We start from the raw sequence: 16092 nt of genomic DNA, 5'->3' as shown, positions 1-16092 counted from the left end.
ACACCACGTAACGTGGCAATCGACACATAACGTGACAATCACACATAACGTGGCAATTACGGAAAGGCTGATGAATGCTTGGACAATACGTGCAGGCGTTGCCGGGTATGCTCTCGCCATGCCTGCTGGTCATGGTGATGAGCGTGCTGCTCACCGTGGGTGAGGGGCGCGACAAACCGAGAAGCGCAAACTGGCGTCTCATCGGCCTGATCGTGGGTCTGCTGGGCGCACTCGTATTCGCAACGCTGCGAGGCACCGCCATCATCGACCGGCGTTCCACGGTGAACCTGCCGGCGCTCATCCTCGCGGTCGTATTCGACGTGGCGATGATCGCGGTCGTGATCACCGCGCATCGTCTCACCAAGAACTGGCATGATCATCCGGTGGCACTGCATCTGGGCAACTTCGCCGCGGCCGCCGGCATCGCATGCACCACGTTCTACATCACTCCCGACGTGATCCTGCAGCTGACGAACTTCGTGGAGACCGGCAAGTCGCCGTTCACCTCCGAAATGCTGTTGCGCGCGCTCGGTTTCCTGCTCGGCGTGGGCACGGCCGTGGTCACGGCGGCCATCTTCCGCACTATGCGCTCCACCGCGGTGCGCATGTCATTCACCGCGGCGGCCCTGCTGCTGGTCGTGCTGATCCTCATCCGACACCTGACCGACCTGTTCTCGCTGATGATGAACATGCTCATTCTGGTGCTGCACGGTCCGGCGTTCCGCACGCTCATCTTCTTCCATAATCACGAGATCCAGTTCACGCTCGCGCAGGCGCTCGTGTTCGTCATTCCGATGGTCGCCTCGCTGATCGCCGGATTCAAAATGCCGCGGACCGGCGCGAACGAGGCCATCGCCCGCTCGCATATCGCGTTCAAACGTCGCGCGCTGGCGGCCAGCGTGTGGAGCCTCGTCGCCATGATCGGCGTGACCGTGGCGCTCACGGTCGGCGTGTACGAGAACAACAAGGTGCCGGAGCTCTCGCCGCCGGAACCGTATTCGCTGAGCAAGGGCGTCGCCACGATCAACTTCTCCCAGGTGGAGGACGGACATCTGCATCGCTTCGAATACAAGGCGAAGGACGGCACGACCATGCGCTTCATCATCATCAAGAAGAACGGTGGCGCGTACGGCATCGGTCTGGATGCCTGCGAGACGTGCGGCGACGCCGGCTACTACGAGGAGAACGGCAAGATCATTTGCAAGCGCTGCGATGTGGCGATCAACCTCGCCACCATCGGATTCAAGGGCGGTTGCAACCCGATTCCGTTCAACTACAAGATCGGCAACGGCAAGATCACCATCCAGACGGCGGATCTTGACGCGCTGTCACAGCACTTCAAGTAAGGGGAGGTGAAGCGTGTTCTTTCTTCGTATGATTTTCCGGTCGTTCAGCCGGCAGCTCAAACGTCGTCTGCTCATCGCCGTCACCGTATGTCTGTCGGCCACGGTGAGTGTGGCCATGCTTGGCGTGGTGTTCGACGTGGGCGACAAGCTCAACGCCGAACTGTCGACGTACGGTTCGAACATCACCGTGCAGCCGAAGTCCGACGCCGTGATCTCCGATTTGTATTCCACGGACGATACGGCGGGAGCGGCCGGCACATCCGATTCGTCGGGTGCGTCCGCCACAACAAGCGATCCGACGTCATTCCTCAAGGAATCCGACGCCAAGAACATCAAGACGATCTTCTGGGCGTTCAACATCACCAACTTCGCGCCGCAGCTCAACATCCATGCGAACGTGGAAGGACCGGACGCGAACGGCCACAATCAGACCACCATCCCGATCGTGGGCACGTGGTTCAACAAGACGCTCAAACTCGACACCGGCGAATCCACCGTGGTGGGCGTGCAAGGCATGCGCTCATGGTGGGCCGTACAGGGTGCCTGGCCCAAGGACGATTCCACGCAGGCCATGATCGGCGTGAATCTGGCCGACAAGCTTGGTGTGAAGATCGGCGATTCGCTCGTGCTGGACAAGGCCACCGTGTCCGGCAAGAACAACGTGCAGAAGGTGACGATCGTCGGCACGTACGATTCCGGCGACGACGCGGCGAACTCGCTGTACATGGCGAGTTCGGTCGCGCAGTCGCTGGCTGATCTGCCCGATTCCGTCGACAAGATCGAGGTCAAGGCGCTGACCACGCCGGAGAACGATCTGGCGCGCAAGGCCGCCAAGAATCCGGCCGCGCTCACGTCCGAGGAATGGGAGACCTGGTACTGCACCGCGTACGCGAGCTCCATCGCCTACCAGATCGAGGAGGTCATCCCCGGTGCGGTGGCCAAGCAGGTGCGTCAGGTGGCCGCGCTGCAGGGTGATGTGATGAACAAGACCCGTGCCGTGATGATCCTCATGACCGCGTTGAGCCTGATCGCCGCCGCCATCGCCGTGGCGAATCTGATGGCCGCGTCGATCGGCGAGCGCGGTTCGGAACTGGCACTGCTCAAGGCCATCGGCGCTACGGATGGTGCGGTGTCCCGTCTGATGCTGGCCGAAACGGCGGTGATCTCGCTTGTGGGTGCGATCATCGGTGCCGGTCTCGGCTCGGGTGTGGCGCAGATCGTGGGACAGGTGGTGTTCGGTTCGGGCATCACCATGCGTCCCATGGTGTTCGTGCTGGTGTTCGTGCTGCTGGCCATTACGATTCTCATCGCCTCGGTGTCGTCGATTCGTTCGATTCTGAGACTGCGTCCCGCGGAGGTGCTGCATGGCCGCTGATAGCAAGAGTGATCGTAAGAGTGAGGGCAAGACCGTGAATAGCGAATCCGGACGTTCGATGACGAATCGGCGTATGTTCTTCGCCATGATCTTCGGCGCGGTGTTCCGTCGTCGTTCGCGTGCCGTGATGGCTGTCGTCTCGTCGATGGTGGGCGCGGCCACGCTGTTCTGCCTGGCCGCCGTGTGTTTGGTGGTGCCGCAGCAGATGAGTGCGGAGATGCGTGCGTATGGCGCGAATCTGATCATCACTCCGAATGAGACGTCAAGCGCCGCCGGACTGAGTGCCGAAACGGTCGCGACCGTGGAGAAAACGGTCACGGCCGACGGAGCCGCCAAGTCCGCCACCTACCGGTACGAGACGGTGCGTATCAATTCGGCGCCGTACGTGCTTGGTGGCATTGACGTGAATCAGGTCCGTGACCTCAACCGGCATTGGGTGGTCGACGGCAAGTGGCCCAGCGAGGGTCGCGTGCTGGTGGGCCGTGATGTGGCCGATGCGATGGGTCTGGAGATCGGTTCGGCGATCAAGATCGCGTATCGTGCGTCGGATAATGCGGCATCGTCGTCCGATTCCGGCACGACGAGTGGCAACGCATCCGGCACCTCAGGTGCGGCAGGTACGTCGGGCACGACCGCCGGCACCACGTCCGCCGAAACGCAAGCGCAGTCCACCGGCCAGTCCACACGCGACGGCCGCGTGTCCTCCGATATTCTCAACACCGACGGCACTGAATTCCGCGTGGCCGGCATTGTCGACACCGGTGGCAGTGAGGATGAGATCGTATACGCCACGAACGATGACCTGACCAAACTGGCCGGCGAGCGCGGCAGCGACGTGATCGAATTCTCGTCCGAAGCGTCCGCCGATCAGCTCACCCAACTGGTCAACACGATCAACAAGAACACGACGCTCGGCGTGAAAGCGCAGCAGGTCAGCAAGATCACCTCGTCGAACGCGCGCATCATCACCATGCTGCAGACGCTGTTCTGGCTGGTGTCGGTGGTGGTGCTGGTGCTGACGCTGGTGGGCGTGAGCACGACCATGGCGTCGATCGTCTCGCAGCGGCGCAATGAGATCGGTCTGCGCAAGGCGTTGGGCGCGAGTTCCGCGTCGATCGGTGCCGAATTCTACGTGGAGTCGGCGCTCTACGGTCTGCTTGGCGGCGTGATCGGCACGGGCATCGGCTACGTGTTCGCACGCGTGCTGTGCCAGACCGTGTTCGATCGGTCGTTGGAATTCAACTGGCTGCTCGGACTGGCCTCGGTCGTGCTGAGCGTACTGATCGCCGTGGTCGCGTCGATCGTGCCGGTCCGCCGTGCATCCCGTATCGACCCCGCCATCGTGTTGCGAGAAGAATAACCGGAAAACCCATGTCTCAAGACCTCATCCAAAGACCTCATCCAAAGGATCTCCAATGCTTCTAGAACTTGATCACATTTCCAAGATCTACGGATCGCTGCACGCCGTGGACGATCTGTCCCTCACCGTGCCGGATGGCGAATGGCTCGCCATCGTCGGCTCGTCCGGTTCCGGCAAGACCACGCTGATGAACATGATCGGCTGCATGGACACCCCGAGCAAGGGCTCCGTTTCGCTGGAAGGCCGCAAGCTTGAGGACCTCAACGCCACCCAGCTGGCCGACGTGCGCAAGAACCTCATCGGCCTGGTGTTCCAGAAGTTCTATCTGGTACCGCATCTGACCGCCGTTGAAAACGTGATGGTCGCCCAGTACTACCACTCCGTCGTCGACGAGAAGGAGGCGCTCGCCGCGCTCGACCGCGTGGGACTCAACGACCGCGCCCACCATCTGCCCAGCCAGCTCTCCGGCGGCGAGCAGCAGCGCGTGTGCATCGCGCGTGCGCTCATCAACTGCCCGAAGCTGATCCTTGCCGACGAGCCGACCGGTAATCTGGATGAGAAGAACGAAAAGATCGTGCTCGACCTGTTCCGTCAGCTGCACAAGCAGGGCACCACGATCATCGTCGTGACGCATGACGCACTGGTCGCCAGCTGCGCCGAACGCGAGATCATGCTCAACCACGGCGTGCTCGTGGGGGAGAAGTGGAACGACGACGACGCCCGGGCCAAGTACGAGGCGGCCGGCGGCAAGCCTGCGTCCACCGGCAGTACGGCCGAAGGCGCGCAGACCGGCGAGACCGCGATCGGATTCGCCGACCCCACCAAGGCGGCCAAAACCGGCGGTGAGTGATCGGCCGGCGGTAGGTGCCCGACTGGTAGTGAGTGACCGGTCGGATGAAACGAAAGGATTTGCAATGACCAACAAGACCATGAAGACCGCGGCCGGCGCGCTCGCCGGTCTGGTGGTCGTCGGCGCGCTGCTCGGCGGATGCGGCAGCCCCAAGTCCAAGGCCGTGCCGATGAATGACGAATACGCCGGCAATTCAGGCGAATCGTCCGCCGCTCCGACGGAGGGCTCGGCTTCCTCGGACGGTTCGTCGGCATCCCCGTCCACGTCGACGGATCCGTCCAAGGACACCGGCAACTACAAGGATGGCACGTACTCTGTCAAGGGCGTATACGGGCCGGTCAACGAGGACAGCATCGACGTCACGCTGACGATCGCCAACGGTTCGATCACCGACGTGCAGGTGGTCGGTCACCCGCTCACCAGCATTTCCAAAACGCATCAGGACGACTTCATCAAGGCCATTCCCGGCGTGGTGGACGGCAAGGAGCTCAAGGGGCTCAAGATCGACAACGTGGCCGGCGCCAGCTGGACGTCCGACGCGTTCAACTCCGCGCTTGAACTGGTACGCGAACAGGCGTCGCAGTGAAATAGCCGGCTAGTCGGCTAGCCGACTCGGCCGTTCACTGCAACGCCTGTGCCTGTCCGTTCGATTTCATCCGACGTACGCCGATCCGTCGCCGGTTTCGAGCTTGGGCATGTTGACGGTCGGATCGGTTTCGCCATTGCCGAGCGCGTCGACGAACTTTTTGATGCTCGGCGACTGCGTGCCCGACGGGTAGTACGTCATCGTCTCGTTGTTCGACAGGGTCCACGTGATCGTGCCGTCGCCGTTCTCCTTGTACGAGTTGGTTGTGTACGAGTAGGCGCCGCTGGAACCGCTGGGGGTGCCGGCGTCCTGCATGCTGATGCTGCAGTCGGAGTTCACGGTGAGCTGCATGCTGCCCTGCCACATGCCGTAGTTGCCGGCGATGTTCTGGCACCGGGTCTTGTCGTCGGCCGCCTGCTTGGCCTTGACCGACGCATTCACCTTATCCATGGCGGTTTCCAACGTTTCCGCGGCCTTGTTCAACGACGACGCGGTGATCTTGGACGTGTCCGAGTCGGTGGTGAGGCTCTGCAGCATTGTGTTCGCGTCGCTGATGGCTTGCTGGAGCGCGGTGAGTGTGCTTTCATCGGTCACGTTGCCGGTGGCCGACGTCATGAGTTCCTTGGCCTTGCTGAGTGTGGACTCCAGTGCGCTCTTCGCGTCGGCCAGCGTTTTGTTGGCCTTGCTGCTCTTGAGCGTGGTCACCGCGTTGTCGATTTTCGATGCGAGCGTGAGGTTGGTTTTGGCCAGTGCCTTGAACTTGTCGGCGCTGCTGTTGAGCTCCGCCGTGGTGCGATCGGCGTTGCACGATTCCGACGAGCCGTCGTCCGTGGTGGTGTTCACCAGATTGTTCAGCCCGGTAAGGTCGTTCTGATCGTTCACCTCGTCGTATTGCGTGCCACTGGCCGCCTGCTTGCCCTTGGTGATCGAGCTCGACAGCGTGGTCGCCGACTTGTCGAATTCGGACTGCGCGTTGGTGCAGGCGCTGAGCGCGGTCTGATGCTGCTGGTTCGTCCACCAGAAGTACCCACCGCCGCTCGCTGCGATCGCGATCACGCAGATCACCGCCGCCACGATCGCGGCGACTCGTTTGCCCTTGCCTTTGCGCTTGGGCTTGGGTGCGTTGGACGGGTTCTGACCGGCTGGGCCTTGCGGACCGTTGGGACCGTTCGGCGTGGGTAGTCCCGGGACGCCTGCGCGTGCGCCGGGGCCGCCAGCGGCGTTCGCGTTGCCATACCCGGCGTACGCGGGATATGTGCCGGGCTGGCTGGACTGGCCGTATTGGTTGGGCTGGTTGGGCTGGCCGTACTGCTGATACTGCTGTCCACCGTACTGGTATGTTCCCGCTCCCGGCGCGAACGGCGCCGGTGCCGCCCCGCCCTGAGGCTGATAGATGGCGGTTTCCGCCGCGGCATCGCCGGAACGATTCCCGCCCGCACGGTCCGAACGATCGGACATGGGGAACAGATCATCGTCTTCGTCGTCGGGCACGGCGAACTGTGCGAGTTCGTCAAGCGCCGATTCCGGTTTGGCCTGTGCGGAACCGGTCGGTGCGAGGATCGACGGGCGTGTGGACGATTGCACGGTCGGCTGCGAGGGATCCGATTCCGGCTGTGCGATTGACGACGTTGCGGACCGCGCAACACGGCCGGTGGGCTGAATCGCCTGCGGTTGCACCGGCTGCTGGTCCGCCGGCTCATTCGCCGCCGTGGCAGGATTGCCCAGCACTGTCGTGCTGTCCGCTGACGGTTTCGGTGCCGGGGTGTTCACCGGTTCTGGCGCTGCCTTCGATGGCCCGATGACGACGGTTTCCTCGGCCGGATTCTCCAAAGTTTTTTCATTTGACAAATCATTGTTCGGCAGATTCTGTGCCGTGTCCGGTAGTGGAATCGCCGTGGTCTTCGGAATGTTTTCTGCCGCGGACGCCTGCTGTGCTACGACTCCGGCCGCAGCCGTTCCGGCCACGGCCGCGGCACCGGCCAGCAGAGGCTTCAGCTGATTCGCGGGAATCGCCTGTGTAGGCTGCTCTTCCGATGGCGACGGTTCCTCCGACTGCGGAGACTGCTGACCTGTAGCATGATCGTCATGCTGAGGCAACGCGGTGGTCGGCGGAATCGGGGCCGGTACTGCGGAAGTTGGCGTTGCACTGGTCGGCAATGCGGTAGTCGTCGGGACCGCTGCCGGCGGGATCACCGTGGTCTCCTCATCGGACGTTTCCGGTTCCTTCGGCTGCTCCAATTCCTCCTGACCGTCGTCGAACCATTCCAACGGATTGAACGCGGTCGTCTCTTCGACAGTGCGCGTCGGGTCTTCGTCGATGTTCAATGAGTCCTCGGCCTCGGGCGTATCGGCGTTGTCGTCCGGAACCGAAACAGGAGACGGAGTCGGAACCGGGGCAGAAGCCGCATCCGGTGTTGCCGTCGAAACCGAGCCCGACGCCACATCGGACACCACGGTACGATCATCGATCTCCGGTTCGGACAGCACGGTGTCGTCGTCAATATCGGACTGCGACGGCACGGTATCGTCATCTATCGCGTTCGTGTCAGTCGCGTTATTGTTCACGGTGTCGCTGTCTGTAGCGTTCTCGTTCACTTCCGGAATCGAGGCCGGAGCAGGGACGGGAACCGGGGTTGGAGATTGCGGCTGTGCGGGCGCGAACGATACCGGCTGCTGCGTCGGCTGCGGGGCCTGCTCGTCACCGGCGGCATGTGATTCGGCATCGTTCTGTACGGCTGCCGCCTGCTCGGCCTCCTGCGCTTCCTCCTCCGCCAGTGCCGCTAGCGGATCGAACGCGGTTGTTGCCTCGCCGGCGTCATTGGCGTCGTCATCGTTCGGCGAGGCATTGGTCGTAGCAGAGTCAGCAGGTTGGGCGGATTCGACGGGTTCCGCATCGGCGGCAGCGGCTTCGCGATTCCGATTCGCCAACGGTGCCCGCGCCGCTTCCGCGCTGATGAGATTCTCGTCGCCATTCGGCTCCTGGATCGCCTGACCCGACGTAGTCTCAGCTTCGGCATCTTCCCGGGCGCGCTCCTCCTCACGGGCCGCGGTGATCGCCTCGGTACGGGCCACCAGCGATTCCAACGGTTGCACGTCATACACCGGCTGCGCGGCGATATACGGCGTGTGACGACCATGTTCCGTCTGCGCTCCCGGCACCGCCTCACGGGCGGCTTCCCGTGCAGCCTCCTGAGCCGCTTCATGCGCGGCCTCACGCTCTTCGGCGGTCACTCCCCATGGTGCAATATCGCCGGTCTCCTGGGCGATGCGAGGCTGACCGGCTGACTGGCCGTCTTGCTCCACACGCTCGGGACGAATGGAAATCGGTTGGGCCACGCCATCCTGCACGGCACCAGGCCTGACCGAACCCGGACGGGCGACTCCCTCCTGCGTCACTCCAAACTGCTGGGGCGGCAGGATCTCCGTTTCGCCGAAATCGTTCTCCTGCGGTTCCGGCTGTGTCGGCTCCGCTTGCGCTTGCGGAACGAACGACGGTGGCATCTGCGCTGGTGCGGCCAGCGGGCGTTGTGTCGCATGCATCGTCGGCAGCGGCACAGGATCGGGCGTAGGGGTATTCGCTCCCAGTGCGACCGACGGTATCGGTGCTGCCGATCGCGTGCCACGTGCCGCCTGTGCTTCGTGTACTGTCGGAGTCTCCCGTGCCGCTTGTGTTTCTCGTACGGTTTGTGGCTCCACCGTCGTCGGCGCTTCCGGTGTTGTCGTATCGTCCACCGGCGGAAGCGTTACACTGGCGTCGGCGAAGCGATGTCCGCACTTCGGACAAAAATTAGCGCCCTCCATACGCGGGGTCCCGCATTTCGGGCAGAACTGTGCCTTCCCTGTTTCGCTCATCGACCTCACGCCTTTCCCTCGCGTCATTACGGATGCTCGTTACTCCCAGCCTAGTCGCTTGGGGTCTCCTCGCTCCACTACCCATTCCTATTATCGGAATTATCGGGAATGAGCCCAGATCTCAGTGGCGGTCTTGCGCGTGGCGGTTAGACACGGAATAGGGAGCGGAAGCGATGTCCGGTTGGACACAGGTCAGGCATCCGACCGGTACGCCCCGCGGAAATCGATGCCGAGACGCCACCCCTTGGGTGCGGGTTCGTTATCGTGACGCATCGAACCCGCAGCGTGGCGGCTCGTGCACTGCGGGTTCGTCGTTAGCTTGACGCAGACCCGCAGTGCGCTTACCGGCTGGAGGCGGGTTCGTCGTCTATCTGACACCAACCCGCAGTGCAGACATTGGTTTGCTGCGGGTTTATCGTCGGCTTGATGCAGATCCGCAGTATGGCATCGACTCGGTGCGGGTCCGATATCGAATCGGTACGAATCCGCAGTGTGACTGTTCGTTTATTGCGGATTGAGGTTCCTCGACATCGCGTCCGTGGCATAGGATCGCGCATATGAGCGGTCCGCAATCCTCGTCCACACCAGTCACACCCACGTCAGCAACTGCGGCAACGTTAGCCGTGTCGTCCGCGCAATCCGCGTCCACGCCAGCCACGTCGTCCACGTCAGCCGTATCGGCCAACTCGGCAACGTCGTCCGCGCAGCCGCATGAACAACCGTCACACAGGCAACAACCATCCGCGGACCGTGATCTGACGCCGTTCGCACTCAAGGCGCTCGAACGCTATTTCGGCTACACGTCGTTCCGCACCGGTCAGGCCGACGTGGTCAACGCCATCATGAACCATCACGATGTGCTGGCCGTACTGCCCACCGGTGCCGGCAAATCCGTGTGCTACCAACTGCCGGCTGCCGCACTGCGTCTCACGCTGGTCATCACGCCACTGCGAGCGCTCATGCGCGACCAGGTGCAGGCACTCGCCCGTCGTGGCATCGCCGCCGCGCTCATCGATTCGGGCACTGCGAACGCCGACCGTCGTCGCATATACGAGGACGCGCTCGCCGGGCGCCTCAAACTGCTGTATGTGGCTCCGGAACGTTTGCATACCAACGATTTTCTGAGTTTCGCAACCCATGCGCCCATCGATCTGATTGCGGTGGATGAGGCGCATTGCGTGCTGCAGTGGGGTCAGGATTTTCGTCCTGCGTATCTGGGAATCCGGTCGTTCGTGCAGCAGCTGACTGCGCACATGCCGCGCCCGGTGATCGCCGCGTTCACCGCCACCGCCACGCCGTCCACACGCAAGGAGATCATCGCGAATCTTGGGCAGATCAGTCCCGCGCGCGTGACCACCACGTTCGACCGGCCGAACATCCGCTTCGATATTCGTGCCGTCAAACGGTGGAATCGCGAGCGTGTGATCGTGGATTGGGCGCGCATGTACAAGGGACAGTGCGGCATTGTGTACTGTGGCAGTCGTGATCGTACCGAGGAACTGGAGCAGGCGCTGCTCGACGCCGGTATTGCCGCCGCGCATTTTCACGCGCGTATGCCGGAGGAGGATAAGGGGCCGGTTCAGGATCGGTTCCTGCGTGGCGAGATTCAGGTGATCTGTGCGACGAGCGCGTTCGGTATGGGCGTGGATAAGCCTGATGTGCGCTGGGTGATCAACGATGGCGCGACCGACAGTCTGGAGGAGTATTATCAGGAGGCCGGTCGTGCGGGGCGTGACGGCAAGCAGTCGGTGAGTCTGCTGTTGTGGTCCAGTGATGATTTTGAATGGTTGCACAAGCGTGTGGCCAAGTCGTATGCGAATGCGGCGATGGACGATGAGGAGTCGAAGCGCGCCAAGGCCGCGGCGATCGCGCGGTTGGATGCGATGCAACGGTATTGTGAAACGCCTGGCTGTCTGCGTGCCGAGTTGTTGCGATATTTCGGTGAGACGGCCGAGAGTGCGTCCGGCGCAACGGGCGGCGGCAAGGCCGGAGCGGGGAATGGCAAGGCCGACAAACAGCAGGGCAAGACCAAGGCCGCGCATTGCGGTTCCTGTTCGCATTGTCTTGGGTTGTACACAATGGAGGATCTGCTCGAGGACGACGATCGATCCGGGTCCGGTGGCTACGGCGGTCGCGGTGGCCGTGGCGGCGGTGATGGACGATGGAAGCGTTCCGGCGGCGGTGGCGGCCGCGGACGGGACTTCGACGGCACCCGATACGAGGATCTTGACGTCGACTACGATGCCAGCTGTTCCGACGGCTGGGGTTCCTCCGATGATTCGCAGGATTCGCGAAACCGTTACGGTCACGGTAGGAAGTCGCGTGGCGGGCGTCGGTACGGGAAATCCGGCGTTTCGTATTCCCGCTACGGTTCCCGCTCCGGCAGTTCCCGGAGCTCCCGCGATGATGACGATTTCGACGCCTCGCAGACGTCCGGCAAGAGCGGCAAGGCCCTGCGCACATCCACCGATTCCGTCTACTCCGCAATGTTCGGCAGTGACTCCGACTGATTGGTGGGCAGGCCTCCGACGGGCCGGCCGACTGTTCACAATTATGGCGATACCGTCGCTGACGCGAACCGAGACGGTATCCTGGACGTGATGATGGACCAGTTCGATAAATCCGAGGAACCCATGAGCGACAACAATGTTCAGCCGGTACACGAATCGATGGGATCGATGGGATCGACGCAATCGACGGGGGAGACCCAGAATGCCGCGGAGACTCCGGCGAAGCCGCGCAAGCAGATCCGCGTGGTGGGCGCGGCGATCGTGCGCGACGGCAAGGTGATGTGCGCGCAGCGCGGCGGCGGCAAGCAGTTGAGCGGCAAGTGGGAGTTCCCCGGCGGCAAGATCGAACCGCATGAGACGCCGCGCGAGGCCCTGCACCGCGAGATCGAGGAGGAGCTGCTGTGCGAGGTGGAGATCGGCGACGAGGTGTGCACCGACTCCTACGACTATGACTTCGGCACGGTCACGCTCACCGTGTTCATCTGCCATCTGCTCTCCGGCGAACCGCGCCGCACCGAGCATCAGGAATTCCGCTGGCTACACCCCGCCGACATGCCTACGCTCGACTGGGCTCCCGCCGACCACAAGGCCGTGTCGCTGATCTCCGCGATGAGTTTCGTGCGGCGGTAGGGCATAGGGCGCGTCGGCGCAATTGTCCGGTTGTAGTCATTGACGATTATTCAGACACGTGTGATGGGGGATGGCATGCGGCACGTTGACGATACGCGGCAGGATGGCGAGACACGATCGATCATCGAAGATGCCGATTCCGAATTCGAAAAGGACGCCGAACGTCGTAGAACCGAGTCGGTGGCTGATGCGGTGTTGGATTCGATGGTGAGTTCCGACGTGCGTTTCGGTCTTGTTCATGCGAGCGATGAGTTGCCCGGACCGTATGCGCCGAAACTGGTTGCGAATCGGCCGGGGCTGACCATGGAGAATGAGCTCAAGGAGGAGCTTCAAAGCTGTACGGACTTTGACATGTCTGTGGCCTTTGTGAGTCCTGCCGCGGTCGGCCGAGTGCAGCAGAGTTTCTACGATTGGCATGATTCACACGATGATGGTTCCGGGCGCATCATCACTTCGACCAAGAACTATTTCAACAAGCCCGAGACATTCGAGAAGCTTGCCGATATTCAGGATCGCACCGGCATTGAGATTCGTGTCTGGTCGCGCGCCGCAGATGATGCGCGTGGAACCGTTGGGAATGATGAGAACTTCCATCCGAAAGGATATATATTCACTCATCGAACTAACAGTGATGACTCATATGTGGATATGTACGTCGGCAGTTCGAATCTCACTGATTCCGCCCTCACCGACATTCAGCGCGAATGGAATCTCAAGGTTTCATCGCTTCCGGAAGGGGATCTTGTCCGTCAGGTTCGTGAGGAGCTTGAACGACAGATCGGAGAATCCGAACCGCTGACCAGGGAATGGATCAAACGATACGAAGAGGACTTCAGGAGGTACGCGCCGCCGCGTCGGGAGATCATCAAGCAGCTATCGTCTCAGGACATCCAGCCGAACGCCATGCAACGTGAGGCGTTGGAGAATCTGAGAAAGCTTCGGGAACATGGGGAGCGTCGCGCAATCGTCATCTCCGCAACCGGTACGGGAAAGACGTTTCTGGCTGCGTTTGATGTGCGTCAGTTCAAGCCCAAGCGCATGCTGTATCTCGCTCAGCAGCAGCAGATTCTGGTCAAGTCCATGGAGTCGTTCCAGAAGGTGCTGGGATGCCCGGACGATAAACTCGGTCTGTTCTCCGGAACCAGTAAACAGCAGGATCGCAAGTACGTGTTTGCCACCGTGCAGACGATGCGTCGTGCCGATGTGCTCGCCCAATTCAAACCGGACGAATTTGATTACATTCTGGTGGATGAGGCGCACCATTCCGGTGCCAAGAGCTATCGGCAGATCATGGACTATTTCTCCGGTGCCGACTTCATGCTCGGTATGACCGCCACGCCGGAGCGTACGGACGACATCAACATTTTCGAGTTATTCGATCACAACGTCGCATATGAGATTCGTCTGCAACGTGCGCTGGAAGAGAACATGCTGTGCCCGTTTGAATACCACGGTGTGACCGAATATCTCGGCGATGATGGTGTTTCCATTGACGTGGCGCGCGATGGCAAGACGGCTGATAACGCGGGCCAGCTGTCGTATGAGATCAAGCATCTGGCCTTCGACGATGATCAGGACGATCGGCAGGCCGAACAGGATGATCAGGACGATCAGGACGCGACGAGAATTCAGCGACTCACCTCCGAGGATCGTGTGCGCTACATCATCGACAAGATCCAACAATACGGACAGCATCAGCAAATTACCGGACTGGTGTTCTGCAGTCGCAACGAGGAGGCGGAACGACTGTCCGATATGTTCAACCGGCAGTTCAACCAGCAGATGGAACGTCCCTATCGCACGGCCGCCGTCACCAGCAGCAGGTATCCGAACCCGGAGGATCGTGAGCCACTGATCAGGCAGCTGGAAAACGGCGAACTGGATTACCTGTTCACCGTCGATATCTTCAACGAAGGTGTCGATATCCCCGCGCTGAACCAGATCATCATGCTGCGCAACACCGAATCGAGCATCGTGTTCACCCAGCAGTTGGGACGAGGATTGCGTAAGTTCCCGCACAAGGATCGCGTGGTCGTCATCGACTTCATCGGCAATTATGCGAACAACTATCTGATTCCGGTGGCGTTGTATGGCAACACCGGAGATCGCGATACCGCGCGCAGGAATATGCAACGAACGTCGATCGGTCTGTCGTCGATCAGTTTTGATCGTATTTCGCGTGATCGCATTCTCAGGGCATTGGACACCGCCAACTGGACCGCGGCAAGGAAAATGCAGGAACAGTACCTGCAGTTGCGATACGAGTATGGTCGCATTCCGATGCTGATGGACCTGTACGAGCATGATTCGTCTGTGCCTCCAGTGATCGCACTCGTTGGCAAGGACCGCAACTACCTGTCGTTCGTATGCGCGCAGGAGCGTAAACGTCACGCCATGCGCAAGGATTCCGACAGGTCCGATTTCTACGATCAGCTCGATCCGGTGTCCGATGTCGAGAACGCCATCCTGAAGATGGCGACGGCCGTGCTGCTTCCCGGCGTGAGGCCGCACGAACTGGTGATTCTCGATGCGCTGAGCCGATTCACGGACGAACACATCGGCCATATCGGCGACGATTCGAACGTATCGTCGTGGACGCCGACGGAAGACATGACGCGTGACGATCTTGAACGTGAGATTGCCACGCGATTCCCCGACGCCTATATGACCGCCGAGCAAATGGATTCGGCACTTCATGTGCTTGATTTCACCTATTTCGAGGCGAGCGCCAAACGCTTCGGCGATACTCCGCTGATCGAACTCGGACCGGACGGACGATACCGCCTGTCGGACGATTTCGCGCGTATGCTGCACGACAACCGTACGTTCCGCATCTTCTTCGCCGACACATTGCGTGTGGGATTGCGGAACTGCCAGGACCGGTATGATCGCGCTCGTGAGCATGGCCGTCGGTCGGATCATGGCTTCCTGTATGAGGAGCGGTATTCGCTTGCGGAGATCATGCGCATGCTCGGATGGCAGAAGGAACGCAACGGTCAGATGGTCGGTGGATATCTGCTCGACAAGTCGACCGACACCATGCCCATCTTCGTGAAATACGCGTCCAGCCAGTACGAGGATCAGTTCCTGAATCCGCAGGAGATGTCGTGGTACAGCAAGAACGATCGTTCGCTGAAATCCCCGGAATTCCAATGGATGGCGAAGGGTACCGGTGACGATTGGGATCGGACGCATTTCATCCCGCTGTTCGTCATGCGCAAGGAGGAGGCCGACGATTCGCGGACCAAACAGTTCCGCAAGTACTACTACGTGGGTCATGTAGCCGCGGTGAGGAACAGCAGGGTCGTGACGAAGCCTGACGCGACCGGCGAACAGACCACCAAGGTGGTGCTGTCCGCGTTGCGTCTGGATCGTCCGCTCGATCCCGAACTGTATCGGCACATCACCGGAACGTACATCGGGTAACGCAGGCTACTGGCTACTGTTGTAGGCGGAGGCGATGATGGCGATGAAAGTGACGGATGCGAATGCGATGAACGGATCTCGGTCCGATGGTGAACCTCGGCCGAACAATTCTGGCGTCCCTGACTCTGGCACCGGCGCCGGCTACTCCGCGTGGACC

9 protein-coding genes and 1 pseudogene are annotated in these 16092 nt (G+C 61.3%); 8 read left to right on the top strand and 2 right to left on the bottom strand.

Annotation, left to right across the window (positions count from 1 at the left end; translation table 11 throughout):
* Positions 1-74 precede the first annotated feature (74 nt).
* The 5 genes from BTIS_RS07090 (at position 75) to BTIS_RS07070 (ending at position 5517) form a co-directional block, all read left to right on the top strand.
* The gene (locus BTIS_RS07090) at positions 75-1346 is read left to right on the top strand and encodes a Fe-S-containing protein (protein WP_094664026.1); all 1272 of its coding nucleotides are present in this window, start codon (positions 75-77) and stop codon (positions 1344-1346) included.
* Between the two features lie 13 nt (positions 1347-1359).
* Entirely contained in the window at positions 1360-2721 is a 1362-nt protein-coding gene (locus tag BTIS_RS07085) for an ABC transporter permease (RefSeq protein WP_094664024.1), read from the top strand.
* A gap of 58 nt (positions 2722-2779) precedes the next feature.
* Positions 2780-4081 (top strand): ABC transporter permease, encoded by a 1302-nt coding sequence (locus BTIS_RS07080; protein ID WP_094664222.1) that lies wholly within the window; start codon positions 2780-2782, stop codon positions 4079-4081.
* A gap of 55 nt (positions 4082-4136) precedes the next feature.
* On the top strand, positions 4137-4931 hold the full coding sequence (locus BTIS_RS07075) for an ABC transporter ATP-binding protein (RefSeq protein WP_094664022.1): 795 nt from the start codon (positions 4137-4139) through the stop codon (positions 4929-4931).
* 64 nt (positions 4932-4995) lie between these two features.
* Positions 4996-5517 (top strand): FMN-binding protein, encoded by a 522-nt coding sequence (locus tag BTIS_RS07070; protein ID WP_094664020.1) that lies wholly within the window; start codon positions 4996-4998, stop codon positions 5515-5517.
* A 66-nt stretch (positions 5518-5583) separates the two neighbouring features.
* Here BTIS_RS07070 and BTIS_RS07065 read toward each other — a convergent pair whose 3' ends face one another.
* Positions 5584-9057: a hypothetical protein gene (locus tag BTIS_RS07065; protein WP_245819355.1), complete on the bottom strand. Its 3474-nt coding sequence runs from the start codon at positions 9055-9057 to the stop codon at positions 5584-5586.
* Positions 9058-9285: 228 nt separating this feature from the next.
* A pseudogene (locus tag BTIS_RS12315) lies at positions 9286-9369 on the bottom strand (zinc-ribbon domain-containing protein); the annotation flags it as partial.
* A 557-nt stretch (positions 9370-9926) separates the two neighbouring features.
* On the opposite strand from BTIS_RS12315, the gene BTIS_RS07060 reads away from it, so the two are divergent.
* From BTIS_RS07060 to BTIS_RS07050, 3 genes are all read left to right on the top strand, one after another.
* On the top strand, positions 9927-11879 hold the full coding sequence (locus BTIS_RS07060; RefSeq protein WP_094664016.1) for a RecQ family ATP-dependent DNA helicase: 1953 nt from the start codon (positions 9927-9929) through the stop codon (positions 11877-11879).
* A gap of 168 nt (positions 11880-12047) precedes the next feature.
* Positions 12048-12509: a (deoxy)nucleoside triphosphate pyrophosphohydrolase gene (locus BTIS_RS07055; RefSeq protein WP_094664220.1), complete on the top strand. Its 462-nt coding sequence runs from the start codon at positions 12048-12050 to the stop codon at positions 12507-12509.
* A 204-nt stretch (positions 12510-12713) separates the two neighbouring features.
* Positions 12714-15935 carry a DUF3427 domain-containing protein gene (locus tag BTIS_RS07050; RefSeq protein WP_245819368.1) on the top strand — a complete coding sequence of 1074 codons (3222 nt, stop codon included), beginning with the start codon at positions 12714-12716 and terminating at the stop codon, positions 15933-15935.
* Positions 15936-16092: the final 157 nt, after the last annotated feature.

Source organism: Bifidobacterium tissieri, from assembly GCF_002259645.1.
In the GTDB taxonomy this organism is placed as follows: Bacteria; Actinomycetota; Actinomycetes; order Actinomycetales; family Bifidobacteriaceae; genus Galliscardovia; species Galliscardovia tissieri.
Note: the sequence above shows the minus strand (reverse complement) of the source record. Positions and strands in the feature narration are given on the sequence as shown.

What these genes read in the sequence shown, in the direction of transcription:
- BTIS_RS07090 (WP_094664026.1), top strand. Translation starts at nt 75, where the DNA reads ATGCTTGGACAATACGTGCAGGCGTTGCCGGGTATGCTCTCGCCATGC.
- BTIS_RS07080 (WP_094664222.1), top strand. Translation starts at nt 2,780, where the DNA reads ATGACGAATCGGCGTATGTTCTTCGCCATGATCTTCGGCGCGGTGTTC.
- BTIS_RS07075 (WP_094664022.1), top strand. Translation starts at nt 4,137, where the DNA reads ATGCTTCTAGAACTTGATCACATTTCCAAGATCTACGGATCGCTGCAC.
- BTIS_RS07070 (WP_094664020.1), top strand. Translation starts at nt 4,996, where the DNA reads ATGACCAACAAGACCATGAAGACCGCGGCCGGCGCGCTCGCCGGTCTG.
- BTIS_RS07065 (WP_245819355.1), bottom strand. Translation starts at nt 9,057, where the DNA reads ATGCATGCGACACAACGCCCGCTGGCCGCACCAGCGCAGATGCCACCG.
- BTIS_RS07060 (WP_094664016.1), top strand. Translation starts at nt 9,927, where the DNA reads ATGAGCGGTCCGCAATCCTCGTCCACACCAGTCACACCCACGTCAGCA.
- BTIS_RS07055 (WP_094664220.1), top strand. Translation starts at nt 12,048, where the DNA reads ATGGGATCGACGCAATCGACGGGGGAGACCCAGAATGCCGCGGAGACT.
- BTIS_RS07050 (WP_245819368.1), top strand. Translation starts at nt 12,714, where the DNA reads ATGGTGAGTTCCGACGTGCGTTTCGGTCTTGTTCATGCGAGCGATGAG.